The sequence below is a fragment of the Rhodococcus sp. ZPP genome (assembly GCF_017656075.1).
GTDB lineage: Bacteria > Actinomycetota > Actinomycetes > Mycobacteriales > Mycobacteriaceae > Rhodococcus_F > Rhodococcus_F oxybenzonivorans.
The window spans coordinates 92,460-117,265 of record NZ_CP058640.1 but is presented as its reverse complement, the minus strand read 5'-3'; the positions used below and the strand labels follow the sequence as shown (position 1 = coordinate 117,265).

The following is a 24,806-nucleotide window of genomic DNA, read 5'->3' as shown; positions in this document are numbered from 1 at the left end:
TCAGTGTTTCAGCAAGATTGGCCGCGCGGACGGCAATCCTGTGTGGCGAGCGTTCCCAACAGTATCGGCACCGCCCGGCACCGTAGAGCCGGGTGACCCGGCCGCAGTCGACGCAGGCCGCATCCGGATTTGGTGGCCGGCCCGGATGTGAACACGGGCCGCACCAGCCGGTGTCGGATCGCAAGATCCTGCGTTTGCTGCAGCGTGGGCAGTCGGCTCGATCGGCGTCTCGCCGTTGACGTCGGAGACATTCCTTGCACAGGTCACGGTCGACGAACAACACCGGGGCCTGGCACTGTCGGCAGGTGCGCGAGCAGCGCACGCAACGACCGGTGCCCGGCTGCAGCACCCGGTCGGCACCGCAGCCTGGGCAACGATGTTTGGCCGGAGCGTGCGAGGCCGCCCAGTGGCAGCGTGCACACAGGTCCCGATCGGGTTTGCCGACCGCGCGACCGCAGCGGCGGCAGTCCCGGATCCGGCGGGTCATGCTCAGATCGGCGGCATCGACCGGCCTCGCCGCGACGCCTGTGTGTCGTTCGCCGCGATCTTGGCCGGGTTCGACGAGATCGGTTGTGCGACTGGGGTGGTATCGATGTCGAACAGGTCGTTCGGTGTGCAGTCCAAGGCGGTGCACAGCGCGATCAGGGTGGTCAGCTTGAGTTGGCTGGGTTGTTTGGTGAACAACGCCGACACCGACGCCGAGGACAGTTCTAATCCGGCCTTCTCGGCGAGCAACCGTTGCAGCTGGGTGCCGGTCCAGACCTCGCGTTGAGCGGCGGCCATCCGGAGTTTCCACCTGATCTGCATGCTCACTCCTGTCCGGTCAACTCGGTCAGCGTCGACGAGATCGCGCGCTGGTAGGCGTCTTCGATGAACGTTTCCGACGGGCGCACGTACCGCATGGTCGACGCGACCGTCCAGTGGCCTAGGAGTTGTTGGATAGCAACGAGATCCACTCCTCGCTCGTAGTTGTGGGTGGCGCAGGCACGGCGCATCGCGTGCGGGCTGAACCACTCCGCTTCCGGCCGTCCTTCCACACCCATCAGGTGCCGCAGCCGGTTGCGGATCGTGGCCGCGGCCATCCGGCCGCCGGACTCGTCGCACAGCAATACCGAGCTGTCCGGGAACCGGCCACGCACGTCATTGAGATACCAACGCAGAACCAGATCCAGCCCGTCCAACATCGGCACCCACCGGGGCCGGGGCCCGGATCCCCTGGCGCCCTTCCCGAACCGCACATGCAGCTTGCCGAACGTGCCGCGCCCGAAGTGCACGTCACCGCGGTCGAGCATCACGACCTCCTCGGCGCGCAGCCCGGCGTGATACAGCGTGCGGAACAACGCATAGTCCCGGGCGGCCGGGCCGTACTTGCGGGCGGTCGCAATCCGCGCCTTGAGGAACTCGAAGAACGCCGCCACCCGCTCCGGCGCCGGCGGCGCCTCCGCGGCCGGTGCGTCGTCGCTGACGTGGCGCGCGGCGTTGAACTCGTCCAGCGGACAGGCCAGCCGCACCCCGAACGCTGCCTCGATCTCCGCCGCTTTGCGGACCTCGAGGAACCGGTGAAACCCCTTGAACACTTGCAGATAGTTCCGCCGCGTCGACACCGCCCGGCCCGAGCTGGCCAGCTCGCCCACCACCCGGTCGACATCGGCGGCGGTCACCTCCCACACCGGCCGACCCAGCCCCGCGAGCATCCGCTCCAGCACACCGACATCGTTCGCGATCGTCGAGTCCGCGAACCCACGCACGGTCCACGACGCGACGAACGCCTCCACGCATTCGGCCTGGAACCGCAGCGGATCTCGCGTCGCCACGACCGGCGCGACCTCGCCCGGGATCACCCGCAGTCGCCCGTCACCCACCGCACACCTTCCTCACACCTGGGGTTTCATGGCAGTACCTTAACTTGCGGGCTTACACCTCGAAGATCAACGACACGCCGATCAGTGGGAAAACCTCAGGCAGCAGCACGAAACTCCGGAAAGGAACCTGTGCGCGTTCCATATCCCTCACCACCGTCACCGGCCCATAGCCCCAGGATGTCGCGTTCCCCGTTCACAGTGACGCCGATCGCGACATAGATCGGCCGGTTGGTGACCTGACCGTCCCGGACCTTGACATGGATGGCGTCGATGAAGATCACCGGGTACACCGGGTCCAGGGGCCGGACGGACCATTCGGCCATCTCCGCGAGGACTTTGTCGGTGATCTTGCTGATCGTCTCCCTCGACACCGAGGCGCCGTAGACGTCATCGAAATGGGCGACGATCTCACCTGTGGTGAGGCCTTTCGATGAGAGCGACAAGATGATCTCGTCGACACCGGTGAGCCGTCTCTGTCGTTTCTTCACGATCTGGGGATCGAACGAGGCATCGGTATCACGGGGTACTTGGATTTCGACCGGTCCGATCTCCGTCAGCACCGTTTTCGCTCGTCTGCCGTTGCGGGAGTTCCCTCCATTTCTTCCTTCGACCTGGTGTTTCTCATAGCCTAGGTGCTCTTCCATCTCTGCCTCGAGAGCGGTTTCGAGCACGTTCGCTGTGAGTTGGTTGAGTAGTCCGTTCGGGCCGACCAGTTCCACGCCGTCAGCCTTGGCCTGCGCCAGCAGTTGCTGCGCCAACTTCTGGTGATCGATCTTCGTCTGATCCATAGGATCGAGTGTCTCGGTCATGATTCCGCCTTCCCGCCAAGCAAAGCTCGGCGTGTCGGCCAGACTCAGATCAACCGATTACCGGACAGTCCCACTCTGAAAGGAGATGCACCATTATGACTGATGTGATTGATCGTGAGGCCGAGTCGAACTCGGCACGTGTGGGTGTCAGCGACGCGCGGCTGCAGGAGCTGGTGGATCAGGCGCGGGCCGAGGGTTTGCAGCTCACCGGAGACGGTGGGTTGCTAGCGAAGTTGACCAAGCTGGTGGTCGAGTCCGCGCTCGAGGGCGAGATGGACGACCACCTCGGTTACGGCAAGAATGACCCGGCCGGCAGGGGCAGCGGCAATTCGCGCAACGGCAGGCGCGCCAAGACCGTGTTGACCGAGGCCGGGCCGGTTGAGCTCGACGTGCCCCGTGACCGGGATTCCTCCTTTGAGCCGAAGATCGTGGCCAAACGGCAGCGACGGCTCACTGGGGTGGAAGACATGGTGATCTCGCTGTCTGCCAAGGGATTGACCACCGGTGAGATTTCTGCGCACCTGGCCGAGGTCTATAACGCCGAGGTGTCTAAGCAGACGATCTCGACGATCACCGAGCGGGTGATGGACGGCATGCTCGAGTGGCAGAACCGGCCGCTCGATCCGGTGTATCCGGTGCTGTTCATCGACTGTATCCACGTCAAGATCCGCGACGGCAACGTGGCCAACCGACCGATATACGTTGTGATGGGCGTGACCGTGGACGGCACCCGAGACATCCTCGGGTTATGGGCCGGCGAGCACGGTGACGGGGAGGGATATGGAACGCGCACAGGTTCGTTCCCGGAGTTTCGTGCTGCTGCCTGAGGTTTTCCTACTGATCGGCGTGTCGTTGATCTTCGAGGTGTAAGCCCGCAAGTTAAGGTACTGCCATGAAATCCTTGGTGTGAGGAAGGTGTGCGGTGGGTGACGGGCGACTGCGGGTGATCCCGGGCGAGGCCGCACCGATTGTGGCGACGCGGGATCCGCAGCGGTTCCAGGCCGAATGCGTGGAGGCGTTCGTCGCGTCGTGGACCGCGCGTGGATTCGCGGCATCGACGATCGCCAACGACGTCGGCGTCCTGGAGCGGATGCTGGCGGGGCTGGGTCGGCCGGTGTGGGAGGTGACCGCCGCCGATGTCGACCGGGTGGTGGGTGAGCTGGCCAGCTCGGGTCGAGCGGTGTCGACGCGGCGGAACTATCTGCAGGTGTTCAAGGGGTTTCACCGGTTCCTCGAGGTTCGCAAAGCGGCGGAGATCGAGGCGGCGTTCGGGGTGCGGCTGGCCTGTCCGCTGGACGAGTTCAACGCCGCGCGCCACGTCAGTGACGACGCACCGAGCGCGGATGCGCCGCCGGCGCCGGAGCGGGTGGCGGGGTTCTTCGAGTTCCTCAAGGTGCGGATTGCGACCGCCCGCAAGTACGGCCCGGCCGCCCGGGACTACGCGTTGTTCCGCACGCTGTATCACGCCGGAGTGCGCGCCGAGGAGGTGGTGATGCTCGACCGCGGCGACGTGCACTTCGGGCGTGGCACGTTCGGCAAACTGCATGTGCGGTTCGGAAAGGGCGCCAGAGGATCCGGGCCGCGGCCGCGGTGGGTACCGATGCTGGACGGGCTGGATCTGGTGCTGCGTTGGTATCTCGATGACGTGCGTGGCCGGTTCCCGGACAGCTCGGTACTGCTGTGCGACGAGTCCGGTGGCCGGATGGCCGCGGCCACGATCCGCAACCGGCTGCGGCACCTGATGAGCGTGGAGGGACGGCCCGAAGCGGAGTGGTTCAGCCCGCACGCGATGCGCCGTGCCTGCGCCACCCACAACTACGAGCGCGGTGTGGATCTGGTTGCTATTCAACAACTCCTAGGCCACTGGACGGTGGCGTCGACCATGCGGTACGTGCGCCCGTCGGAAACGTTCATCGAAGACGCCTACCAGCGGGCGATCTCGTCGACGCTGACCGAGTTGACCGGACAGGAGTGAGCATGCAGATCAGGTGGAAACTCCGGATGGCCGCCGCTCAACGCGAGGTCTGGACCGGCACCCAGCTACAACGGCTGCTCGCCGAGAAAGCCGGATTGGAACTGTCCTCGGCATCGGTGTCGGCGTTGTTCACCAAACAACCCAGCCAGCTCAAGCTGACCACCCTGTTCGCGCTGTGCACCGCCTTGGACTGCACACCGAACGACCTGTTCGACATCGATACCACCCCAGTCGCACAACCGATCTCGTCGAACCCGGACAAGGTCGCGGCGAACGACACACAGGCATCGCGGCGAGGCCGGTCGATGCCGCCGATCTGAGCATGACCCGCCGGATCCGGGACTGCCGCCGCTGCGGTCGCGCGGTCGGCAAACCCGACCGTGACCTGTGTGCCCGCTGCCACTGGGCGGCCTCGCACGCCCCGGTCACACACCGCTGCCCGGGCTGCGGTGCCGACCGGGTCCTGCAGCCGGGCACCGGTCGTTGCGTGCGCTGCTCGCGCACCTGCCGACAATGCCAGGCCCCGGTGTTGTTCGTCGACCGAAACCTGTGCAAGGAATGTCTCCGACGGCAACGGCGAGACGCCGATCGAGCCGACTGCCCACGCTGCAGCAAACGCCGGATCTTACGATCCGACACCGGCTGGTGCGGCCCGTGTTCACATCCGGGCCGGCCCCCGAATCCAGATGCGGCCTGCGTCGACTGCGGCCGGGTCACCCGACTGACCGGAGCCGGGCGGTGCCGACCCTGTTGGGCACGCTCGCCGCACCGGATCACCGTCCGCGCCACCAATCTCGCTGAAACACTGGGTAATCCGCCAAGCTGGCTGGGCACCTTCGCCGCCTACCTGGTCGGCCGCCATCACCCCAGTCGCGCGTGCGCCATGCTCACCCGCCTCGGCAAAGACCTGACCGACGATGCCCCGGTGCATCCGCAGGCACTACTGGACGCTGTCGCCGCCGACGTGCCGCTCGCGCGGGCCCTCGAGGACTTCCTCACCGCGAGCAAGCTGGCTCTGCCGCCGGACCGGGAGGAACGCCGCGCCTCCGCCCGCCGCCAGTCCCGCATCGACGCGGTGCCCGCACCCCTGCAACCGGCGGTAATCGGGTTCGCTGCGCACCTGGTCGCCGGCCGCCACCGCGCCCGCCGCGCCGGCACCCACCCGCGCGGGCACGCGACGCTGCGCCGCGAGGAGTTGTGCTCCCTGCGCACCGACGACCTGGATCCAGCTCGTCGGATGTTACGAGTGCGGGCGGAGACGACGAAGAACCGGCTCGAGCGAATAGTGCCGTATTCGGCGCCAACCGGGGTGTTGCTGCAAAAGTATTTGACGCATCGAGCGACCATAAGCCCGGCTCGAGGACCGCTGTTTCTGTCCGAGTCACGCCGCAACCATGCCGATCCGCTGAGTTTGTGGACATGGTCGAAAGTGGTGCGACGCATCGCGGTCGATGCGGGAGTGCCGCAGTTCTCCACCCACACGACCCGGCATCTGTGCTTGACGGACCTGGCACGGACGGGTTGGGAACTACACGCGATCGCCACCTTCGCCGGACATCGCAGCACCGAAACCACACTCACCTATATCCACCTGTCCGGGCGGGAGCTGGCCGACAAGCTCGCTCGCGGCATGAACCACATCCACTCCTGGCGGGTGGAGATGCTGGCTCGCCCCGACGAGCAGGAGACCAGTCGCCGATGACAATGATGGTAAATCCGCAGGCAGCACCATCCGTTTGGGAGTGGCCGCTACGGCTGGATCGTTTCCAGCGCCACGGACGGCTCTCGAAGAACGAGTCCGATGCGCTGCAGACCCTCGGTTTCGACCTGCTACGGCTCGACCGGGAGCGCGAACACCCGCAGTGTGAGGTTGCCCCTTGGGAGTAGACACCCGATTTCATGCGGCGATTGACAGCGTAGACGACGCGATCAGTCGTTGTTCGAACTCCACTGGGGTGAGATATCCGAGCGCGGAGTGACGGCGACGTCGATTGTAGTACGAGAGCCAGTCGAACAGCTCCAGCCGTGCCTGCGACTTCGACGTCCAACTCCGTCCGTGCAGCCATTCCCTCTTGAGGCCTTGGAAGAACGACTCGGCGAGAGCATTGTCGTAACTTGACCCGACCCGACCTCGACTCGGCCGGATCCCAAGGCGGCGGCATACATCGACGAAAGCTGCTGCGGTGTACTGCGACCCGCGGTCGCTGTGGAAGATAACCCCACCGACGTCGCCACCGCGGGTGCGTACCGCCATCTCGATTGCGTCCGCGACGAGCTCGGTGCGCATATGGTCAGCGATCGACCAGCCCACCACCCGGCGTGAACAGATGTCGATCACCGTGGCCAAAAACAACCACGAAGATCCCACCGGGATGTAGGTGACGTCCCCACACCACTTCGTATTCATCGCTGTAGCGGTGAAGTCCCGCATCACCAGATCCGGAACGAGTGGAGCCGACCTGTCCGCGATCGTCGTGCGTTTGCTGCGGCGCAGGTGCCGGCCGACGACGTGGTGGATCCGCATCAGCCGGGTCACCCGTTTGCGGTTGATCCTGTGCCCGCGGGACCGCAGTTCGGCATGCACCCGCGGGGCGCCGTAGGCGCTGCGATGCTCGGCATGGATGGCGCGGATCTCGGCGACTGTCGCGGCTTCTTCCGCCGCATGCTCGGCACGAGTATCTTCGGTGGCCAGGTGCTTGTAGTAGCCGGAGCGTGAGGTCCCGAGCACACGGCACAGCCGCTGCACGCCGAACTCGGCGCGAAGGTCGGAGATGAAGTCCCAGCGGCGGGTCTTCACTTCACCTCCTTTGCGAAATACGCGGCTGCCCGGCGCAGAATCTCACGTTCGAGTTGCCATTCCTTCTCAGCACCCCGCAGCCGAGCATTTTCTGCCCGCAGGCGCGCGAGTTCGTCCGACTCGGTCTCCCCACCGGCGGTGCGGCGGGCCTCCGGGCGTCCCTCGCGGGCGGTGTCCTTACGAACCCACGTCCGCAGCGTCTCGCCACTGATGCCCAGGTCCGCGGCCACCGCCGCGTACGTGCGTTGACCATCGGCCGCGCGGTACAGCGCGACCGCGTCCTTCCGGAATTCCTCCGTGTACAGAGACTGGCGTCCCACCTCGACATCCCTCCTGGCTCTCCACTGGAACCATTGTCAGGGGTGTCCACTCCGAGGGTGCAGCCTCAGTGGCAGGCGATTGCGCGGTTGACCGCACCACTGGACGAGGCGATCGCGGCTCTGCACTGGCATCCCGACACCGTGTTCCAGCGACGGTTTGCCCGCTACGCGACCGCGATCATCCTGCACCGCTGCGGTGAGCTGGGCCGCGACTTCTGGTCCTGGTCGACGCAGGAGTGGGCCGAGCTGCTGCGCCCACAGCAGCTGCGGGAGCGTTTCCGGGGGCAGGTCGGCATGCAGGCACGTCCCTATCTGCTCGTTCATGCCTATCTGCTCACCGGGTTCACCGCATTCGATCTGGTCGGCCCGTTCGCGCGGCAGACGTTGGCGCAGCGGATATTCGGTTCCGTCAGCGTCGATCAGGCGGTCGAGCCGGTTCGCGCGGTGCTGAACGGATGGGGATATCGTGCCGCGAATCTGGAGTCGATGATCTGCACCTTGCTGCTGCTCAACCGCAGTCCGATGCTAGCCGAGCTCACCTCGCCGGCGCTGGACCGCCTGCGGGCGGACGCGGCGATCGAACGGCACTTCCACGGCCGCCACCTGCACGGCGTTCACCGGGCTCTGGCCACGCTCGGCCACACCGGCCCTCCACCGGCACCGCGATACGGGGACGGGCCCGTCCCCATCACCGGCACCGCTCCGGGCTGGGCGCAGGCGGTCGAACGCTGGCACGCCACCGCGACGGTCCAACCAAGTACCCGCGACACCCATCGCGTCGTGCTGGCCAAGATCGGCCGTTGGCTCGCCGCCGACCATCCCGATATCACCGGGCCCGCTGACTGGACACGGCAGACCTGCTCGGCCTGGATCGCCGCCGTCGACCGCATGCGTGTCGGCGACCACATCCAATCGGAGAGCTGGCGTGAGAGCCGCATCGAACAGCTCGGAAAACCATTGTCGGCGAAAACGAAACGCACCTACATCCGCATCGTCCGCACCTTCTTCCGCGATATCCAGGACTGGGACTGGATCCCGCGTCGATTCGACCCCGCGCGAGCATTGGAAACCCCGCGCAGCATCCGGGCACTGCAAGGACCCGACCCGCGAGTGATCGCCGATGACCTCTGGGCCAAACTTCTCTGGGCCGGCCTCAACCTCGATCCCGGCGACCTGCCCGCAGGACCCGGGGCCCACCCGGTCGACATGGTCCGCGCCGTCACGCTGACCTGGCTGTTCGCTGGCCAGCGCAGCGACGAAATCGCCCGGCTTCGGGTCGGCTGCATCCGCTGACAACACGATCAGCCCGCCGTCGGCGACGACCCACAGCAGACCGACTCATCGGTCTGTCTGCTCGATATCCCTACCCACAAGACCGGCACCGCGTTCACCAAGCCCGTCGACCCGTTGTTGGGCCGGGCGATCGAAGCATGGCAGGCCCTGCGCCCCGCGCAACCACCGATGCTGGACCGGAAAACCGGTGAGAAGGTGCACTTCCTGTTCGCAGTCCGGGCCGGGCGGATCAGCAAGAACTACATCAACGACACGATCATCCCTGCGCTCTGCCGCAAGGCCGACATTCCTGCCGCCGACGTTCGCGGGCCGATCACCAGCCACCGCGCTCGCTCCACCATCGCGACACAGCTCTACAACGCCAAGGAACCGATGACGCTGTTCGAGCTGCAGGCTTGGCTCGGACACCGCAGCCCGGAATCGACCCAGCACTACGCCAGCCCTCGGGAATTGCATCGAACGGGCGAGAAATCGCAGGTCGCCTGTTGACAGGGTGCCGTTGAGGGTGATGCCGAGGTGCCGCGGACAAGGCTTTGACCTGGCAATTTGATCTTGCTATCCCGTTTGATGCATGATCCACTCACTAACCGAAACGGCTTGGAGGGCGGGTTGCGGCGGTCTGGCCTGGAGGGTGCGGCGCACCTGGAGATGGTGTCCGGTGTGGTGCAGTTGCGCCCGGAGGACGCGATGGTGGAGGCGATGCTTCGGGGATGGCGGGCACAGCAGGCCGCGCGGGGCCTGAGGGAGGGCACCATCGCGCGGCGGGAGCGGTTGGTTCGAAGTTTTCTGAAGTGCACCAACGAGTTTCCCTGGAAGTGGACCCCGTCCCATGTGGACGAGTGGTCGATGTCGCTGACCAGTGAGAGGCATCTCGCCCCGTCCACGATTCGCAACTATCAGATGGAGCTACGCCTGTTCAGCGAGTTCCTTGTCGATGGCCGTTATGGCTGGGCCGTGGCCTGCGAGGAGGCTTTCGGTACGCATCCCGTCCCGATCTGCCACGAGTGGAACACCCATGTGCACTTGTCGCAGTACGAGGGCAGGCCGGAGGCACGGCCGTTCACGCGCGCTGAGCTGCAACGGTTCCTCGACTATGCCGACGATCAGGTCGAGCGTGCCGTGCGGACCAAACGGAAGGGGGCGCTGGCCGCCTATCGCGATGCCACGCTGTTCAAGGTCATCTACGCCTGGGGCCTACGCCGGACCGAATCGGCGCGGTTGGACGTCGTGGACTGGGGCTGCAATCCGGCCGCGCCGGAATTCGGTCGGTTCGGGATGCTGCACGTTCGCTACGGCAAGGCCAAGCGCGGCCAGCCGCCCCGCCGACGCAACGTCGCTTCGGTCATGGGCTGGGCGGTCGACGCGGTGGCCGACTACGTCGAGAACATCCGGCCGAGGTTCGGCGTCGATCATCCGGCGCTGTGGGTGACCGAGCGGGGCGGGCGGATCAAACCGGCCGAGATCAACGCCCGGTTCGAGTCCTATCGAGATGCTCTGAAACTTCCGAAAACGCTTGTTCCCCATAGTCTCCGACATTCGTACGTCACGCATCTGACCGAGGATGGGGTCGACCGGCGATTCATCCAATTTATCTCGAGCCATCGGAAGGGTGTTCATGACGTGCACCATGCACTGTCGGTGAGTGGATGTTCGCGTGGTGGAGGTGGTTATCTGCGGCTGTCCATTACGCAGATTCCCCGGAGGTCCGATGCTTGTACAGCGCGTGTTGATGCCAGACTCGTCGTTCGAGTCGTGGACGGTCCTCGACGACAGCGGGCCTGTGGCGCCGATCGAGCGCTACCTGGCCTACCTCACCGACATCGAGCGGTCGCCCAACACGGTCAAGGCATACGCCCACGACCTGAAGGACTGGTTCGTGTTCCTTCAGATGCGGGGGTTGGAGTGGCGTGAGGTCCGGTTGGAGGATGGGGGTTGCCCCCTGAGTGAGGACATCCTGAACACTGGGCCGTGAAGGGTCCAGAGGAAGTGATGTCACAAATGGTGATGAAGGCGTACTCGGCGGAGTTCAAGGCCGATGCTGTCGCGCTGTACCTGTCCGATCCGAGCCACACGTTCGAGGGCATCGGCAACGACCTGGGGGTCAGTCGCGAGACCCTACGCAACTGGGTGCGGACCGAGCGCAAACGCACCGGCACTCCGTCCGCGGCCGACCGACCCCGGAGGCCGGCATCGGCGGGCGAGGTATCGTCCGAGTCCGTGTTGGAGGACGAGATCAAGCAGCTCAGGGCCCAGGTCCGCAAGCTGGAGACCGAGCGGGAGATCCTGCGCAGGGCAGCGAAATATTTCGCGGGCGAGACGAACTGGTGAGCCGCTTCCTGTTCGTTGACGACCACCGCGACACCGCTCCGGTGAAGTGGCTGTGCCAGATCCTCGAGGTGTCCCGGTCCGGATATTACCGGTGGCGTGCCGCCGCACCGGCCCGCGCCGAACGCGCCCGCGCCGACCAGGAGCTGGTCGAGCGGATCCGCGAAATTCACGACGACTTCGATGGCACCTACGGTGCCCCGCGCATCACGGCCGAGCTGCGCGATGCCGGGATCGAGGTGAACCACAAGCGGGTGGAACGGGTGATGCGCGAGAACGGGATCGTCGGGGTGCACCTGCGCAAGACGGTCCGCACCACGGTCCCCGAGCCGTCCGCGACCCCGGTTCCGGACCTGATCCGGCGGGATTTCACCGCGAGCGCACCGAACACCAAATACGTCGGCGACATCACCTATTTGCCCATCGGGGACGGTGACTTCCTGTATCTGGCAACGGTGTTGGACCTGAACTCGAAACGGCTGGCGGGGTGGTCGATCGCCCCACACATGCGCACCGAGCTGGTCACCGACGCGCTGCGTGCGGCGGCCGCCGCACGCGGTGCCGCCGGGCTCGATGGGGCAATTTTTCACAGCGACAACGGCGCCCAATACGTCTCGCAGGACTTCGCGGATGTGTGCCGCGAACTGGGGGTGACCCGGTCCCGGGGTGCGGTCGGAACGTCGGCGGACAACGCTGCTGCCGAATCGTTGAACGCGTCGTTGAAACGGGAGACGCTGCAGGGCAGAAAGCGCTGGAACGGGGCGGGTGAGGCGCGTGCCGCCGTGTTCCGCTGGATCACGCGCTACAACACGCGAAGGAGGCATTCCACGCTCGGTCAGATCTGTCCGATCGAGTACGAGCAGCGATCGGCTACGCTGGCCACCGCCGCATAGGAATTGGTGTCCACATCTCGGGGGGAACCCCCCATCTCCGCCGCCGACGCACGCGGCCAACAACGCGTGGCAGAGATGAACCAACAGGTCCTGGGCAACCTCGACAACATCATCACCACGCTGGAAACCAATTCCGAACCAGGGGAACTGGAGGCCGCCGATGCGGGCTGACAACACCCGGCACCTCATCGTCGCCGCCAGACAACGCCACGAGCTCACCAGATCCAAGGCGATCCAAGCTCTGCGGACCTTCGACACCGAAGGTCGCCCGGTCACCTTCGAGGCCGTCGCTCAGACTGCGGCGGTCTCGAGGTCCTGGCTATATGCACAACCCGACATCCGGGAAGAGATCGAACGGCTCCGCGATGCCCATCGTCGAGCGCCGGCGGCGTCGATCCCGGTTCGGCAGCGGTCCTCAGACGCCTCGCTGCTCCGCAGGCTCGAAGCCGCCCACGAGCGCAACCGCACGCTGACCGAGGAGAATCGCAAGCTCCGCGACCAACTCGCCCGTGCTCTCGGCCAGCAACGAGCCGGGTCCACTAGCGAAGCGGCATCCACCAGCACCGCCCGGAAACGTCCCAGCTCCATAACGATCGGCCCCTGCTGAAAGGTTTCACCATGCAGCCACCCCCGACGTCCAGGACAACGTCCACAACGAAAAACCGCAGATCGCAAGCCCGGAGATCCGATCGGCTCAAGATAATGCAGCAACAGGTGGGCCACGAACACGCCTCGACCACTGCCCTCTACACCTGCGTATCGAGCGACTACGAGAAATGATCAATACCTGTGGATCGGGGAGGGCGCACCTTCCCGGATGATGATCTGCAAGAAAACAGGTATTCGATCAAGGCCAGCGCTGCAACGCTGGTTGGGAAGGTACGCCCGTGCTTACGGTAGTACACGACAACGACCGCTCCGACGACGACGACGGGCGGTCGTTGCTCGACGAGATCGTCCGTGACGGTGCCCGGCAGATGCTCGCGGCCGCGCTGCAGGCGGAGGTCGCCGCCTATATCGAACAGTTCGCTGACCAGGTCGACGAGAACGGTCGCCGCCTGGTGGTGCGCAACGGCTACCACCACGAACGCGACGTCCTGACCGCCGCTGGTGCGGTCAACGTGAAGGCCCCGCGGGTCAACGACAAGCGCGTCGACCCGGACACCGGCGAGCGACAGCGATTTTCGTCCGCGATCCTGCCGGCCTGGGTGCGCAAGTCCCCGCAGATGAACGAGGTGCTGCCGCTGCTGTATCTGCACGGGCTCTCCACCAGCGACTTCGGCCCGGCACTCGAGCAGTTCCTCGGATCGGGTGCCGGGCTCTCGGCGGCCTCGATTACCCGGTTGACGACGCAGTGGCAGGACGAGGCGAAGGCCTTCCAGGATCGGGACCTCTCCGGCACCGACTTTGTCTATGTGTGGGTCGACGGCATCCACCTCAAGGTGCGGCTCGAGCAGGACAAACTGTGCCTGCTGGTGATGATCGGCGTCCGTGCGGACGGACGCAAGGAGCTCGTCGCCCTCACCGACGGGTACCGCGAGTCCACCGAGTCGTGGGCTGACCTGCTGCGGGACTGCCGCCGCCGCGGCATGACCGCCCCGGTCCTCGCGGTCGGTGACGGTGCCCTTGGGTTCTGGAGGGCGCTGCGGGTGGTGTTCCCCGAAACCCGGGAGCAGCGGTGCTGGTTCCACAAGCAGGCCAATGTACTTGCTGCGCTACCGAAGACGGCACATCCCGGGGCGCTCGCGGCGATGAAGGAAATCTACAACGCCGAGGACATCGACAAGGCGCAAGTGGCGATCAAAGCCTTCGAACTCGACTACGGCGCGAAGTATCCGAAGGCGGTGAAGAAGATCACCGACGACACGGATGTGCTGCTCGAATTCTACAAGTACCCGGCCGAGCACTGGGTGCATCTACGCACCACAAATCCCATCGAATCTACCTTCGCCACGGTGCGTTTGAGGACGAAAGTCACCAAGGGCCCCGGATCCCGTGCGGCGGGACTTGCCATGGCCTACAAGCTGATCGACGCCGCACAGGCTCGCTGGCGTGCGGTCAACGCTCCGCATCTGGTCGCGCTCGTCCGAGCCGGCGCCGTGTTCCACAAGGGCAAGCTGCTCGAGCGTCCCACCGACATCACCCCCGACACCTCACCTGCCGAGCCCGCCAACGCCGGATCGGAGGTCGCCTGAAACTCACTCATCCACAGGTATTGACAATATCTCGTAGAGCGACTACCGTACTCGCACCCTGCGGCGCGCACTCGATTCGACACTCAACAACGCTCTCGGGGGCAAGGAAAGTGAGAGATCATGACGCGCGACGTGGACTACACCTGGCGGCTGGCGGAGCTCATGGCCAGTCGCGGCTGGCACAACAGCACCGATCTGACCCCCCACCTGCGTGAGCGCGGCATCGACCTGTCCGCCTCCCAGGTATACCGGCTGGTGACCCAACGGCCAGAGCGCGTGTCCTTGAAGATGGTGTCCGCCCTGTGTGACATCTTCGCCTGCGGCCCTGAGCTTCTCATCACCACTACCGCCGCCGACGCGCGGCGCAAGAAGACGGCCACCGGCCCGACAAACGTGACGGATCTGAACAAGTCGATCCGTCCCAAGAGGGCACGCGTGATCGCCGATGACAATTGACGTCAGGCCAGGTGCCGCCACCCGCGGCCGGCCCCGCACCATCGGCGAGGTCACTTGTGATCGATGCGGGCGCCGGGCCACGCGAGCCCAGACCCGCTGGCCCGAGGGCTTGATCTGCGGCATCTGCTACCACCACGCCCTGCGCACCCGAGGTACCTGCCCCCACTGCGGAATTGACCGGCTCCTCCCCGGGCGATCCGCCCACGGCAGCCACCCGATTTGCGTCACCTGCGCCGGAATTCCCGCCGACTTTCACTGCGCACGCTGCGGCACCGAGGCCGAGCACTACCGCAAAGACATCTGCGCCCGATGCGCCCTCAGAGACGACCTGACCAGCCTCCTGCTCGAAAACGTGTCCGACCGACAGTCGATGCACCAGCTCATCGAGGCACTCTGCACCGCAGACCGAGCCGAGAGCATCCACACCTGGTTGCGCTCGACCCAAGTACGGACACTCCTCGGAAGACTCGCTGCCGGCCATATCCCGCTCACCCACGCAGGCCTCGATACCGAACCGGCGAACAACCGCACCGAACATCTACGGAGCCTGCTCGTCCATCACGGACTTCTCCCGCATCGCGACCCATCGCTCGCGCTCTTCGAACGATGGCTCGACACCAAGCTCGAACAGATCACCACAGACGACATCCGCCGCCCAATCGAACAATTCGCCCGATGGCACCATTTGAGCCGGATCCGCGACAAAGCGCGCGCCGGGCGCCCGACCCGAGGCTCCGTTCTTCACTCCAAACAAGGGATCACCGAAGCCATCAAGTTTCTCACCTGGCTGCACGACACCCACCACCGCGCCATCACCACCTGCAACCAGACCGACGTCGACAGCTGGCTCGCTAACGGCCCCACCACCCGACACATCATCCGCGGCTTCATCGTCTGGGCCGACAAGAGCCGACTCTGCCAGGACATCGTCGTCGAACACTATCGGGCAAGAACCGTCCCGCTCCTCACCCAGGACCAACGCCTCGACTGGCTCCGCGAACTCCTGACCGGGAACAGCACAACACTCCCCTACCGCATCGCGGGCATCCTGGTCCTTCTCTACGCTCAGCCCCTCGTCAAAGTCGCCGCGCTACGCACCACCGACGTCACCGGCTCCCCCGGTGAACTCATGCCCACGCTGGGAAAAGAACCCGCACCGGTGCCGAATCCATTTGCCGCGCTCCTGAAAGAACACCTCGCGAACCGACCGAACCTGCGGACCGGCAACCACGGCCAAAGCCCGTGGCTCTTCCCTAGCTACCGCACCGGCCAACACCTCCACCCCACGACTCTCAGTGACCGGCTGCGATCCCACGGCATAAGCCTGATCGGAGCACGCAATGCTGCGCTCCGCGACCTCGTCAGCGACGCGCCACCCCCAGTCGTCGCCGAACTGCTCGGCTACAGCCACTCCGCCACCCACAGACACGCCACCGCAGCCGCAACTCCATACGCCCGATACACCACAGGGCAAGCCGACCAATAGTGCCGAAACGAATATGCGCGGTTACCAGCACGGGCCCGAAACCGCACGTCACCGCCTTTTTGCTCTGCAATGTGTCGGTGCACCCCGGTAGCCTGCGCCGGTGACGATCGAGCCGGTGGATGTGGCCCGGACGGTCCTGTGACGGCGCCCGCGGGCCCGATGTTGCCGGAGAGTGACAGCGCGGGCTTGCGGCGTTCGCGCTCGCTGCGGTCACTTATGCCGTCGACCGCCATAATCGACGCTCTGGTCGCCGGTATCGTGTGCGGAGCCGTCGTTCACTCTGGAACGGGAACCGGGTGCCTCGGCACGTCGGGCCTTAGCCTGGATGCACCGATTGGTATGAGCGCCTGAGAGTGTCATAAAGGCGAAATGCCCTGTCGTAGTGGAAGAATAAGACTTCTCTAGGGTCAGATTCAGCCACACAGAAGGGCATCTCGCGGATGCAACTATCTCACACCCGACCCGTCGCCGCGGCCAGGTTCGACGACCCGAATCTCGTGTCGACCGCGGGACTGGTCCCGGTGATGGCATTGGCCCAGGCCAGCGGCCTGCTCACCCTCGCCGACCAGCACCTGAGCGTGCCGACCGACAAAGGAGCCCACGCCGGCCGCAAGATCGGGTCCCTGGTCGCCGGGATGGTCGGAGGCGCCGACAGCATCGCCGACCTGGCGATCCTGCGGCACGGGGCGATGGGGACGGTCTTCGACCGCCCCTGTGCACCGTCGACGCTGGGATCGTTTCTCCGCCAGTTCACCTTCGGGCACGTCCGCCAACTCGACGCCGTCGCCTCGCGATTCCTGTGCGCTCTCGCCGAGAAGGCCCCGGTGGTGGCCGGCATCGACACCGGGCGGGTGCTGGTCGATATCGACGACACGATCATCGAGGTCCACGGGCACGGCAAGGAAGGCTCCGGATACGGCTACTCCGGCGTGCGCGGGCTCAACGCATTGATCACCACGGTCACCACCGACACCTGCGCGCCGGTGATCGTCGGCCAGCGGCTGCGCCGCGGGGCGGTCGGATCGCCGCGCGGGGCAACACGGATGGTCACCGACACCCTGGCCACCGTCGACCGGCTTCGGACACAGGCGATCGGGGCGAGCCGCGACGGCGCGCCTAAGATCCTGGTCCGAGGCGATTCCGCGTTCTACGGGCATCCCACCATCGGTGCCGCGATCCGCGCCGGCGCGGATGTCTCGGTCACCGTGCGGCTGACGAAAACCATCAAACGAGCGATCGAATCGATCGACGAGACGTGGACACCGATCGAATACACGAACGCGATCTACGACGCGGACACCGACACCTGGATCTCGCGTGCGGAGGTCGCCGAGATACCGTTCACCGCGTTCGCCTCCCAGACCAAAGCCCACCACATTGCGGGGCGGCTGGTCGTGCGGCGTATCCCTGACCTTCGCCCGACGAAAGACCAAGCCCAGGGCGCGTTGTTCGACATCTGGCGGTTCCACGCCTTCTTCACCACCACCGACCCCGACGAGGTCGATACCGTCGCCGCCGACAAACTCCACCGTCAGCACGCCATCATTGAGCAAGTACATGCGGACCTGAAGAACTCCGCGCTCGCGCATCTACCCTCGAGCCGGTTCACCGCGAACGCCGCCTGGCTCGTCTGCGCGGTGATGGCGTTCAATCTCACCCGCGCCGCTGGCACCCTCACCGGCGATCGGCAGCTGACGAAAGCGACCACCGGCACCATCCGGCGCACCCTCGTCTCGGTCCCCGCACGCATCGCCTCCTCCGCCCGACGCCTGACGCTGCACCTACCAACACACTGGCCCTGGGGAAGAGCATGGATAACGCTGTTCGAGAACGCGTTCGGTCGCTCCGACCCGATCATCGTCTAACACCCGCGATACCTGCCCAGCCTCGACGCGAAAGAGCCAGTGGAACAACCCGACACGACAGGTCGGACGATCACCCACGCCCGTAACCTGCTCGTTGCCGCACAATGAAACTCAGCACGGACACATCACTCGATCGGTGAATTCAGGCTTAGTCATGAGCTCCAACAGATTTAGCACAGAAACGGCGCGAGCCACAGGCCTCGTCGTCCGGCGAGTAATCCTGCGGCCCACTTCCGATCCCACCGCGATGGGATGGTCACACCACAACTCTAGCGAGCGCAGGCATCGTTCCGCCGCAACCGGGTGAACGCGACGCACCCAGTCTTGCTTTGTTGCAGTCGGGAAGAACGGTGTCGAGCAGTCGAGTCGTCGGCCACTCTGTGTGACCGCGGTTTCCAACAGCGTGAGGCCAGTCCGGGTGGGTAACCGGCGGCAGTCGCGGTGTGCTTAGGCCGAGACGACCTCGGCTTCCCGTGCTGGGCGTGCAGCTAGTTAAGTTCGACGACCAGGGACAGGGATCGCCCGGCTTCCGGGCGATCCCTCAGGGCGCGGAGGTAGCCCGGTGAGCGGGCCCGAGTTCAGTTCCCCGTGGTGGCTGTGCGCGATCGCCGCGGTCGTACTCGGGTAGCTACCTGTGAATGCAGCGCGTGCGGCGCCGGCACATCCTGCGGTTCACGAACCTCACGCCCCTCGATAGGGTTGGCACCAAATCGTCCCGGCTTCGAAACGGCACCCTCCCGATCGCACTGATCGGTGATCGGCCTACTCCTGCTGGCAGTCGCCCTGGCCGAACCCACCGCCGACGAGAAGGTGCACTCGCGCGAGTGTTCGCGCAGGAGGTGCCGGTAGGTGTGGTCACCGCCGCTGATCGGTGTTCCGGCGTTCGCCGTCATCCTCTTCCGCATATGAAAGGCTCGGCGTCCTCATCGTGACCGCTAGTTCTGCCCCGCGAAAACCACCACCAAGACCGTCACCATCGTCGGCCGAGTAGTGACACCCCGCAGTGCTGACCGCACACCATTCCATCGGACCTCACACGAGAACGCCCCACGTCTGTGGGGGGTGGTCCGGCGTGTGCCGGCGACCCGCAGGGACAGCAGCCGGTTATCGTCGGATACCTGTAGAGAGAATCAAGGGGGATCGATCATGGCATCACCGACCACGACCGACATGTCGACGCTGCTGATGATCGATTCCGCATCTGCCCGGGACCGGGACGACGCCTTCTCGGTCATCCCGCTCGCTGGTGGCCGCGGGTGGGCGGTGGAGGTTCATATCGCCGGTGTCGCCGACGTCGTCGGTCTCGGGTCGGTGGCTGACGAGCAGGCGTTTCTGCGGGCCGAGACCCGGTATCTGCGCAGCCGCACCATTGCGATGCTCGGCGACACGGCCGAACAGGCGGCCACCCTGACCGCCGAAGCCGTGCGGACCAGCCTGCGGGTCACCGGCACCCTCACCACCGACGGCCGGCTGGTCGACACCGCCGTCGGCCGCGGGCACATTCCGTCGGGCCGGTGTGTGGCGGTCGATCACGCCGAGGTGCCGACCATCCTGTCCGACCCGGCACATCCGCTCCACGCTCAGTTGGCTGCCGCGGATGCGGCCGCGCAGGTCCTGCTGACCGCCCGGCGTGACGGCGGGGCGCTGGCGTTCTACGACCTCACCCAAGGTTGGGCGAGCAATGAGGACGGGGCCATCGTGGCGATCGCCGCCGAACTGCGGACCGTCGCCTACGTCATCGTGCAGGAGCTGATGATCGCCACCAACGAGGCGGTGGCGTTGTGGTGCGTCGAGCGCGGCCTGCCGATCCTCTTCCGCAACCACCGGCCCAACCCGGTCGCCGGGAGCACCGACGAGCTGATGACCGAGATCGCCGCCGCGGCCGGGGACCCGGACCTGTTCGCGAAACTGCGGGGACGACTGCTGTCGACGTTGCGGGCCGCGACCTACGATCCGACGGTCCACGGTCATTACGGTCTGCGGTTGAGCGCCTATACCCATGTCACCTCCCCGCTACGGCGGGTGGCCGATCTGATCAATCAGCGGATCATCTTCGCCCACCTCGACTCCTCCCCCGCCCCGTACACCCCGGATCAGTTGGCTGCCCTGGGCGCGGACCTGAACCGGCGCACCCGCGCCGCCCGGGAGGCGAAGAAGAATCACTTCAAGCACGCCGACCACCGCATCGTCGCCGAGCAGGCGGCCACCACAGATCTCACCACCCTCGATTCCCGCACCTTCCACAAGGTGCTCAAATCCGCAGCCACCCGACCGCTTCGGGCCGAACTCGCCGCCGAACTCGCCCGCCGTGTCGACGCCGACCTGGTGACTGCCCCGGACGTCGCGGTCCTGATCGACACCGCCGACCCCACCTGGCTTCCCCTCCAACTCCGCGTCCTCGACACCCTGGCCGATACCCACCCGGAGATGGGGCCCAGCGTGGCGTCGGTGTGGCGGCAAACCCACCCCGACCAACCGCCCACCGACGTGGAGATTCGGCGCAACGGCGCCGACCACCACCCACTGTTCGCCGCCCGCGCCACCCACCAAGGCGTCCGCGGACCCTGGGCCACCGCAACTGCGAAGAAACCGGCCGAACAAGCCGCCCTCTGGGCGGCAGTGCGCGCGCAACTAGTCGGCACCGACCACCCCGACACGGAACCGGACTGGCCGACCACCGCGCCATCCCCGCAGCCCACGACTCCCCCATCGGCGCCGCAGGAACCCGGCTCCGCCATATCCGCGGAACCACACCGTACGGCCACGCCGGCTGCCCTGAACCTGGACGGGGCAAAGAAATCCAAGGCACTGTCCAACCCCACCGCCTGGCTGATGAGCCTCGCCCTGAACAACAATCAGCCCCCGCCCGAATGGGAGTTCCGCACCGACGGACCCGCGCACGCACCCCGCTTCACCGCCACCGTGCACCTCGCCGGCCACACCGCCACCGCCGACTCGACGACAAAAACTTCGGCGAAGACCGCATCCGCCACCGCGCTCGTCGAGGCACTATTCGGCCGGCAGTGACGGCGGCGCGCGGTCTTGGGTTCACCGCGGCGCAACACCGGTCGGGCGCCGAGGCGGCTGAATCGCTGCCGGTCAGTCTCCGGCGGGTAGCCGCCTGAGGCGCGCCGACCGAAACGGACGGCACTCTCGTGGCGGCCCGGAGAAGTACGCCGTCGATCGATCGGAGCATCGACATCCCGACGCTCTTCGGTCCGGAAACAGAATGACGCACAGGACCCGTGCCTGGGTTCGGGCGAGCGCAGGTCGTCGGGCAGGCGGCCGAGCACCGCGGATGCGGGATTTCCGGCCGATGTGTCAGGCAGTGCCCGCACCGCGGCGTTGCGGTGTGCACGGCGCCTGACCGGCATCGCCGACGCCGACGCTACGGGCCTGATCGAGTGTCTTTGAACCCGCTTCAGTGCCGCTTTTTGCCCCCGCTCCCCACCCATCGACAACTTATTTATCGCCTTTGAACTGCGATTATGTTGCCACTCCCCCACTCCCCACCAGAATCGACGAGCCGTGAAAATATGTGCCGCAGTTCGGCGACGAAACGGGACGGGAACCGGTGGCTCGAGAGTATGGCCCGGCTCGGCACAGGGAGAACTGAGTGTTTGTCGGTGGCCCCGTGCAGGACCACGTGGACCACTTCGAACATGTAGGAGCTCGAACGTCGGCATCATCTACAGCTCAGTCCCACACGCTGGATGTCACTGATCGAGCGAATTTCGAGATCCCGACCCGCGCCGCGCTCCGTCTCCGCCGAAGAACTACGGGAGCCTCGGACCTTGCGGGGGAGGGCGGCCGCCGACACTGCTGCAAAGAAGCTAACAGTGATCATCCCGCTACTCTTTCCGCGTATGGGACCACCTTCCACGGACCGAGCCCCTGGCCGCACATCACCCGCGCCATCCGCACGCGCGGACCTCGGCACGCCGCGATCGCGTACCTCGGCCAGGACGCCCCCGACCTGCTGCCGCTACGCGCCGGAGACGTCCTCGTCGTGAACGCCTCGAGGGCCGCGGTGCGCGCCCACGCCACCTCCCCGGCCGCGCTCGCGCACTACGTGGCCGGGGAGGTGCGGGTGCTGTCGTCGCCGAACCTGCATGCCAACGTGATCGCCACCGGTAGGTGGGCGGTCATCGGCTCCGCCAACGCCTCCCACAGCTCCACGATCTCGGATGAGGGCGTCGTCGTCACCGATGATCCCGAGGTCGTGGCCGCCGTCCGGGCCTTCATCGACGGTATCGACGAGATCACCGAGGTCGACCAGGTGTTCCTCGACAACGCCACCGCCATCTGGCAGATCGGCCGGGCCGTACCCCTGCCCGGGATCGGCGGCCGCAACCGTACCGAACCCGACTTACTCCACATCCCGGTTACCCGGATGTTCCTGTGGCACATCACCCATTACCAGCCCGGCGCGGCGGAACAACACGAGCGTGCAGCCCACATCAGCCGTCACCGTACGTCCGCGGGGCCGGCGGCGAAGTACCAGCTCGAATGGTTCCGCATCGACACCCCCGGCAGCCGCGGCCGTGGCCGGCTCCAGCGGGGCGACGTCCTGCTGCAGGTCACCGCCGACAACGAATGTCTCTACTCGCCGGCGGTCGTGGACTCCGACCCGATCGCGATCCCCCACACCCGCACAGCGGTGGCGTACCACCTGCGTACGCGGGTCGACCTGGAACCGATCGCGGTGACCGACGCGGAAGTACTGCTCGCCGATGCCGGGCACCCCGGTCCCCGGCTGCGCACCGACCACCGCATCGTCTCCACCAGCCTGCGGGCTGGAACCTGTGACCGATCCGCACGTTTCAGGCTCGACCCCATGACTACGACATGCCCCGCATCGACAGCGCACCGACCTCGCCGCGGGCACAGGCTGGAGTGATCAGACCAAACGCCAGCGCGGGGAGGGCGCTTCCCTGCACCGGGGCACCCACAGATCCCCGGCCGACCGGTGCGCGAGGTCGGAATAATCCTTCGCGCTGTCGATAGCTTGTGGGTCCACCTGTTGTCACGAACTGTGCACCAGGAGCACTCCAACACGCGTCGACTTCCGTGGCAGATCGTCAAAGAGGTTGACATACTTGAGTTAATAACTATCCGGGCACTACGTGACGGCTTTCCTAAGGATGTGATTTCGATGCGGACGACTTTCGCCGCCGGCACCCCGCAATCCTGATGCCCGTCGACTACGTCACCGAATGCGGCTTCCGACTGGGACGCTGGCAGGACCGCCAGCGAGTGGCCCGCATGCTCGGACCCCTTCGGCCGCAACGCATTACGCAACTCGATGCGATCGGCTTCGTGTGGACCGAGGACAGCGCACCGCTTCCTGCCGTGCCACCGGCCGATGGTAAGCGGCGACGGATGCTCACCGAAATCGCCGCCTACCGCGAAGAACACGGCGACGCACTCGTCCCCGCAAACTACGTCACCGCAGACGGTGAGCAGGTGGGCCAGTGGCTCTACCGGGCAGTGAAAAGGTGGCGAGCCAACGCACTGCCGGACGACGAGCGGCGCCCCCTCGCAGTCCTCGGGGTGTCCCCCGGGCCGCGCCCACGGGGACCACGCCTATCAGCACACCCGATGCGATAGCCTCCCACCACCAACTGTCCCTTAAGACATTTCGACACTTGCGCCATGAGGCGGACAGGCGGTAGCGCCTATCCCAGACGGCCACACCCACGACGAGGTGAAGGGCACAGCGCCCGGAGCAGCATCCCGTGCACATGCTCCGGTGCTCGGCGAGGTGAAGGACTGTCAGATTCCCGTCGGTGTGGACGGATTCGATGTGCTCGGAATGAATCAGAACTGATCTGCTGCACTCCGGGACGGCTACTGACCAACCCTACGTCGGCCCCGTAGGCCTTCGGCGACCCAGCCGGAGAAGTAGTTGAATCACACGCAACTGTACTCGCGTGTGTGTGCACGCATTGTGACACGCTCCTCACCACGCACGGCTTCACGTAAATCAACACGCTGAGCGTCACGAAAGGCTAACCGCATCATTTCACGCACGCCGTCACGCATATACCGGGTGGTCAGGGATACGTGTGGACCGCATGGGGAAGTGCCGGTCCCCGGCGCACCCGGTGCCGGGGACTGCCGGCCGAACGGGTCCGTCCGGACCCCTCCAGCCGCCAGTTCCCTTTAGTCCGCGCCGTACAGTTCGGCGGTGTAGTGGACCGCTCCCCTTCGCTGCGCTTCGTCCCAGTCGACGCCCATCGCGTCGGCCAGATGGTGCAGATCACCGAGGAAGTCCCCGGAGACCGTCATGGTCTCCTCCTGCTCGAAAGTGCATGTGCGGGCATTAGGTGATCAGTCCATCGCCTGCCCGCAGCGCGCGGACGCCGTTGTCGTGGACCTGAGAACCCTCGTCGTAGTCGTCGGTGAACTTCGGTCGGGTCCGCCCCGCGAATGCGGCTGCCAGTTGGGCTGGCGAGTCGATGTCCGGCAGCCGTTCTGCGCGGAACTCGGTCATGATTTCATCGGACATTGCCTAAACCCCTTTCATT

General features: G+C 65.9%; 21 protein-coding genes and 5 pseudogenes. 20 read left to right on the top strand and 6 right to left on the bottom strand.

The annotated features are described in order from the left end of the window. Window positions 1-489 precede the first annotated feature (489 nt). The 3 genes and pseudogenes from HYG77_RS36120 to HYG77_RS36110 all read right to left on the bottom strand — a co-directional run. The gene (locus HYG77_RS36120; RefSeq protein WP_208964141.1) at window positions 490-807 is read right to left on the bottom strand and encodes a helix-turn-helix transcriptional regulator; all 318 of its coding nucleotides are present in this window, start codon (window positions 805-807) and stop codon (window positions 490-492) included. A 2-nt stretch (window positions 808-809) separates the two neighbouring features. Next, window positions 810-1,862 (bottom strand): site-specific integrase, encoded by a 1,053-nt coding sequence (locus HYG77_RS36115; RefSeq protein ID WP_208964140.1) that lies wholly within the window; start codon window positions 1,860-1,862, stop codon window positions 810-812. A gap of 143 nt (window positions 1,863-2,005) precedes the next feature. Further along, a pseudogene (locus HYG77_RS36110) lies at window positions 2,006-2,671 on the bottom strand (transposase); the annotation flags it as partial. Window positions 2,672-2,766: 95 nt separating this feature from the next. On the opposite strand from HYG77_RS36110, the pseudogene HYG77_RS36105 reads away from it, so the two are divergent. From HYG77_RS36105 to HYG77_RS36080, 5 genes and pseudogenes are all read left to right on the top strand, one after another. Beyond that, window positions 2,767-3,444 (top strand): annotated as a pseudogene (locus HYG77_RS36105) (transposase); the annotation flags it as partial. A gap of 149 nt (window positions 3,445-3,593) precedes the next feature. Further along, complete coding sequence (locus HYG77_RS36100; protein WP_208964373.1) at window positions 3,594-4,646, top strand: site-specific integrase; 1,053 nt, start codon at window positions 3,594-3,596, stop codon at window positions 4,644-4,646. Window positions 4,647-4,648: 2 nt separating this feature from the next. Then, entirely contained in the window at window positions 4,649-4,966 is a 318-nt protein-coding gene (locus tag HYG77_RS36095; protein ID WP_208964372.1) for a helix-turn-helix transcriptional regulator, read from the top strand. 563 nt (window positions 4,967-5,529) lie between these two features. Further along, window positions 5,530-6,348 carry a site-specific integrase gene (locus HYG77_RS40285; protein ID WP_244461556.1) on the top strand — a complete coding sequence of 273 codons (819 nt, stop codon included), beginning with the start codon at window positions 5,530-5,532 and terminating at the stop codon, window positions 6,346-6,348. Next, window positions 6,345-6,533: a hypothetical protein gene (locus HYG77_RS36080; protein WP_208964371.1), complete on the top strand. Its 189-nt coding sequence runs from the start codon at window positions 6,345-6,347 to the stop codon at window positions 6,531-6,533. Before HYG77_RS40285 ends, HYG77_RS36080 begins: the two co-directional genes overlap by 4 nt. A gap of 10 nt (window positions 6,534-6,543) precedes the next feature. Here HYG77_RS36080 and HYG77_RS36075 read toward each other — a convergent pair. Then, a pseudogene (locus tag HYG77_RS36075) lies at window positions 6,544-7,763 on the bottom strand (IS3 family transposase). 42 nt (window positions 7,764-7,805) lie between these two features. Between HYG77_RS36075 and HYG77_RS40280 the strand changes: the two are divergent. The 15 genes and pseudogenes from HYG77_RS40280 to HYG77_RS40830 all read left to right on the top strand — a co-directional run bounded on the left by HYG77_RS40280 (window position 7,806) and on the right by HYG77_RS40830 (window position 24,106). Continuing rightward, complete coding sequence (locus HYG77_RS40280; protein WP_244461555.1) at window positions 7,806-9,056, top strand: hypothetical protein; 1,251 nt, start codon at window positions 7,806-7,808, stop codon at window positions 9,054-9,056. Window positions 9,057-9,113: 57 nt separating this feature from the next. Continuing rightward, a complete protein-coding gene (locus HYG77_RS40275) occupies window positions 9,114-9,545 on the top strand; it encodes a tyrosine-type recombinase/integrase (protein WP_280123346.1) in 432 nt (143 codons plus the stop codon). A 78-nt stretch (window positions 9,546-9,623) separates the two neighbouring features. Next, window positions 9,624-10,652 (top strand): annotated as a pseudogene (locus tag HYG77_RS40270) (tyrosine-type recombinase/integrase); the annotation flags it as partial. A gap of 112 nt (window positions 10,653-10,764) precedes the next feature. Next, window positions 10,765-10,989: pseudogene (locus HYG77_RS36060) on the top strand (site-specific integrase); the annotation flags it as partial. A gap of 65 nt (window positions 10,990-11,054) precedes the next feature. Then, a protein-coding gene (locus HYG77_RS36055) for an IS3 family transposase (RefSeq protein ID WP_208964443.1) occupies window positions 11,055-12,274 on the top strand; the annotation gives its coding sequence in 2 pieces (ribosomal slippage) (window positions 11,055-11,364 and window positions 11,364-12,274; 1,221 coding nt in all). A gap of 6 nt (window positions 12,275-12,280) precedes the next feature. Beyond that, the gene (locus HYG77_RS36050; protein ID WP_244461553.1) at window positions 12,281-12,445 is read left to right on the top strand and encodes a hypothetical protein; all 165 of its coding nucleotides are present in this window, start codon (window positions 12,281-12,283) and stop codon (window positions 12,443-12,445) included. Further along, window positions 12,435-12,881, top strand: a complete 447-nt coding sequence (locus HYG77_RS36045) for a DUF6262 family protein (RefSeq protein ID WP_208964369.1) — start codon at window positions 12,435-12,437, stop codon at window positions 12,879-12,881. Before HYG77_RS36050 ends, HYG77_RS36045 begins: the two co-directional genes overlap by 11 nt. A gap of 280 nt (window positions 12,882-13,161) precedes the next feature. Next, entirely contained in the window at window positions 13,162-14,469 is a 1,308-nt protein-coding gene (locus HYG77_RS36040) for an IS256 family transposase (RefSeq protein WP_208962146.1), read from the top strand. A 120-nt stretch (window positions 14,470-14,589) separates the two neighbouring features. Beyond that, window positions 14,590-14,925, top strand: a complete 336-nt coding sequence (locus HYG77_RS36035) for a helix-turn-helix transcriptional regulator (protein ID WP_208964368.1) — start codon at window positions 14,590-14,592, stop codon at window positions 14,923-14,925. Further along, window positions 14,915-16,411 carry a recombinase XerD gene (locus HYG77_RS36030; protein WP_244461552.1) on the top strand — a complete coding sequence of 499 codons (1,497 nt, stop codon included), beginning with the start codon at window positions 14,915-14,917 and terminating at the stop codon, window positions 16,409-16,411. The genes HYG77_RS36035 and HYG77_RS36030 overlap by 11 nt, the downstream gene beginning before the upstream one ends. 440 nt (window positions 16,412-16,851) lie before the next feature. After that, a complete protein-coding gene (locus HYG77_RS36025; protein WP_208964367.1) occupies window positions 16,852-18,276 on the top strand; it encodes an IS1380 family transposase in 1,425 nt (474 codons plus the stop codon). 1,146 nt (window positions 18,277-19,422) lie between these two features. Next, entirely contained in the window at window positions 19,423-21,303 is a 1,881-nt protein-coding gene (locus HYG77_RS36020; protein ID WP_208964366.1) for an RNB domain-containing ribonuclease, read from the top strand. 877 nt (window positions 21,304-22,180) lie between these two features. Continuing rightward, complete coding sequence (locus tag HYG77_RS36015) at window positions 22,181-23,176, top strand: phosphatidylserine/phosphatidylglycerophosphate/cardiolipin synthase family protein (RefSeq protein WP_244461577.1); 996 nt, start codon at window positions 22,181-22,183, stop codon at window positions 23,174-23,176. Between the two features lie 293 nt (window positions 23,177-23,469). Continuing rightward, complete coding sequence (locus HYG77_RS36010; RefSeq protein ID WP_208964365.1) at window positions 23,470-23,886, top strand: helicase associated domain-containing protein; 417 nt, start codon at window positions 23,470-23,472, stop codon at window positions 23,884-23,886. A 97-nt stretch (window positions 23,887-23,983) separates the two neighbouring features. Continuing rightward, entirely contained in the window at window positions 23,984-24,106 is a 123-nt protein-coding gene (locus HYG77_RS40830) for a hypothetical protein (protein ID WP_280123342.1), read from the top strand. 335 nt (window positions 24,107-24,441) lie between these two features. Here HYG77_RS40830 and HYG77_RS40825 read toward each other — a convergent pair whose 3' ends face one another. Continuing rightward, on the bottom strand, window positions 24,442-24,567 hold the full coding sequence (locus HYG77_RS40825; RefSeq protein ID WP_280123341.1) for a hypothetical protein: 126 nt from the start codon (window positions 24,565-24,567) through the stop codon (window positions 24,442-24,444). A 34-nt stretch (window positions 24,568-24,601) separates the two neighbouring features. Next, window positions 24,602-24,787: a hypothetical protein gene (locus HYG77_RS40265; protein WP_244461551.1), complete on the bottom strand. Its 186-nt coding sequence runs from the start codon at window positions 24,785-24,787 to the stop codon at window positions 24,602-24,604. Between the last annotated feature and the right edge of the window lie 19 nt (window positions 24,788-24,806).

What these genes read in the sequence shown, in the direction of transcription:
- HYG77_RS36120 (WP_208964141.1), bottom strand. Translation starts at nt 807, where the DNA reads ATGCAGATCAGGTGGAAACTCCGGATGGCCGCCGCTCAACGCGAGGTC.
- HYG77_RS36095 (WP_208964372.1), top strand. Translation starts at nt 4,649, where the DNA reads ATGCAGATCAGGTGGAAACTCCGGATGGCCGCCGCTCAACGCGAGGTC.
- HYG77_RS40285 (WP_244461556.1), top strand. Translation starts at nt 5,530, where the DNA reads ATGCTCACCCGCCTCGGCAAAGACCTGACCGACGATGCCCCGGTGCAT.
- HYG77_RS36080 (WP_208964371.1), top strand. Translation starts at nt 6,345, where the DNA reads ATGACAATGATGGTAAATCCGCAGGCAGCACCATCCGTTTGGGAGTGG.
- HYG77_RS36045 (WP_208964369.1), top strand. Translation starts at nt 12,435, where the DNA reads ATGCGGGCTGACAACACCCGGCACCTCATCGTCGCCGCCAGACAACGC.
- HYG77_RS36035 (WP_208964368.1), top strand. Translation starts at nt 14,590, where the DNA reads ATGACGCGCGACGTGGACTACACCTGGCGGCTGGCGGAGCTCATGGCC.
- HYG77_RS36030 (WP_244461552.1), top strand. Translation starts at nt 14,915, where the DNA reads ATGACAATTGACGTCAGGCCAGGTGCCGCCACCCGCGGCCGGCCCCGC.
- HYG77_RS36025 (WP_208964367.1), top strand. Translation starts at nt 16,852, where the DNA reads ATGCAACTATCTCACACCCGACCCGTCGCCGCGGCCAGGTTCGACGAC.
- HYG77_RS36020 (WP_208964366.1), top strand. Translation starts at nt 19,423, where the DNA reads ATGGCATCACCGACCACGACCGACATGTCGACGCTGCTGATGATCGAT.
- HYG77_RS36010 (WP_208964365.1), top strand. Translation starts at nt 23,470, where the DNA reads ATGCCCGTCGACTACGTCACCGAATGCGGCTTCCGACTGGGACGCTGG.
- HYG77_RS40825 (WP_280123341.1), bottom strand. Translation starts at nt 24,567, where the DNA reads ATGACGGTCTCCGGGGACTTCCTCGGTGATCTGCACCATCTGGCCGAC.
- HYG77_RS40265 (WP_244461551.1), bottom strand. Translation starts at nt 24,787, where the DNA reads ATGTCCGATGAAATCATGACCGAGTTCCGCGCAGAACGGCTGCCGGAC.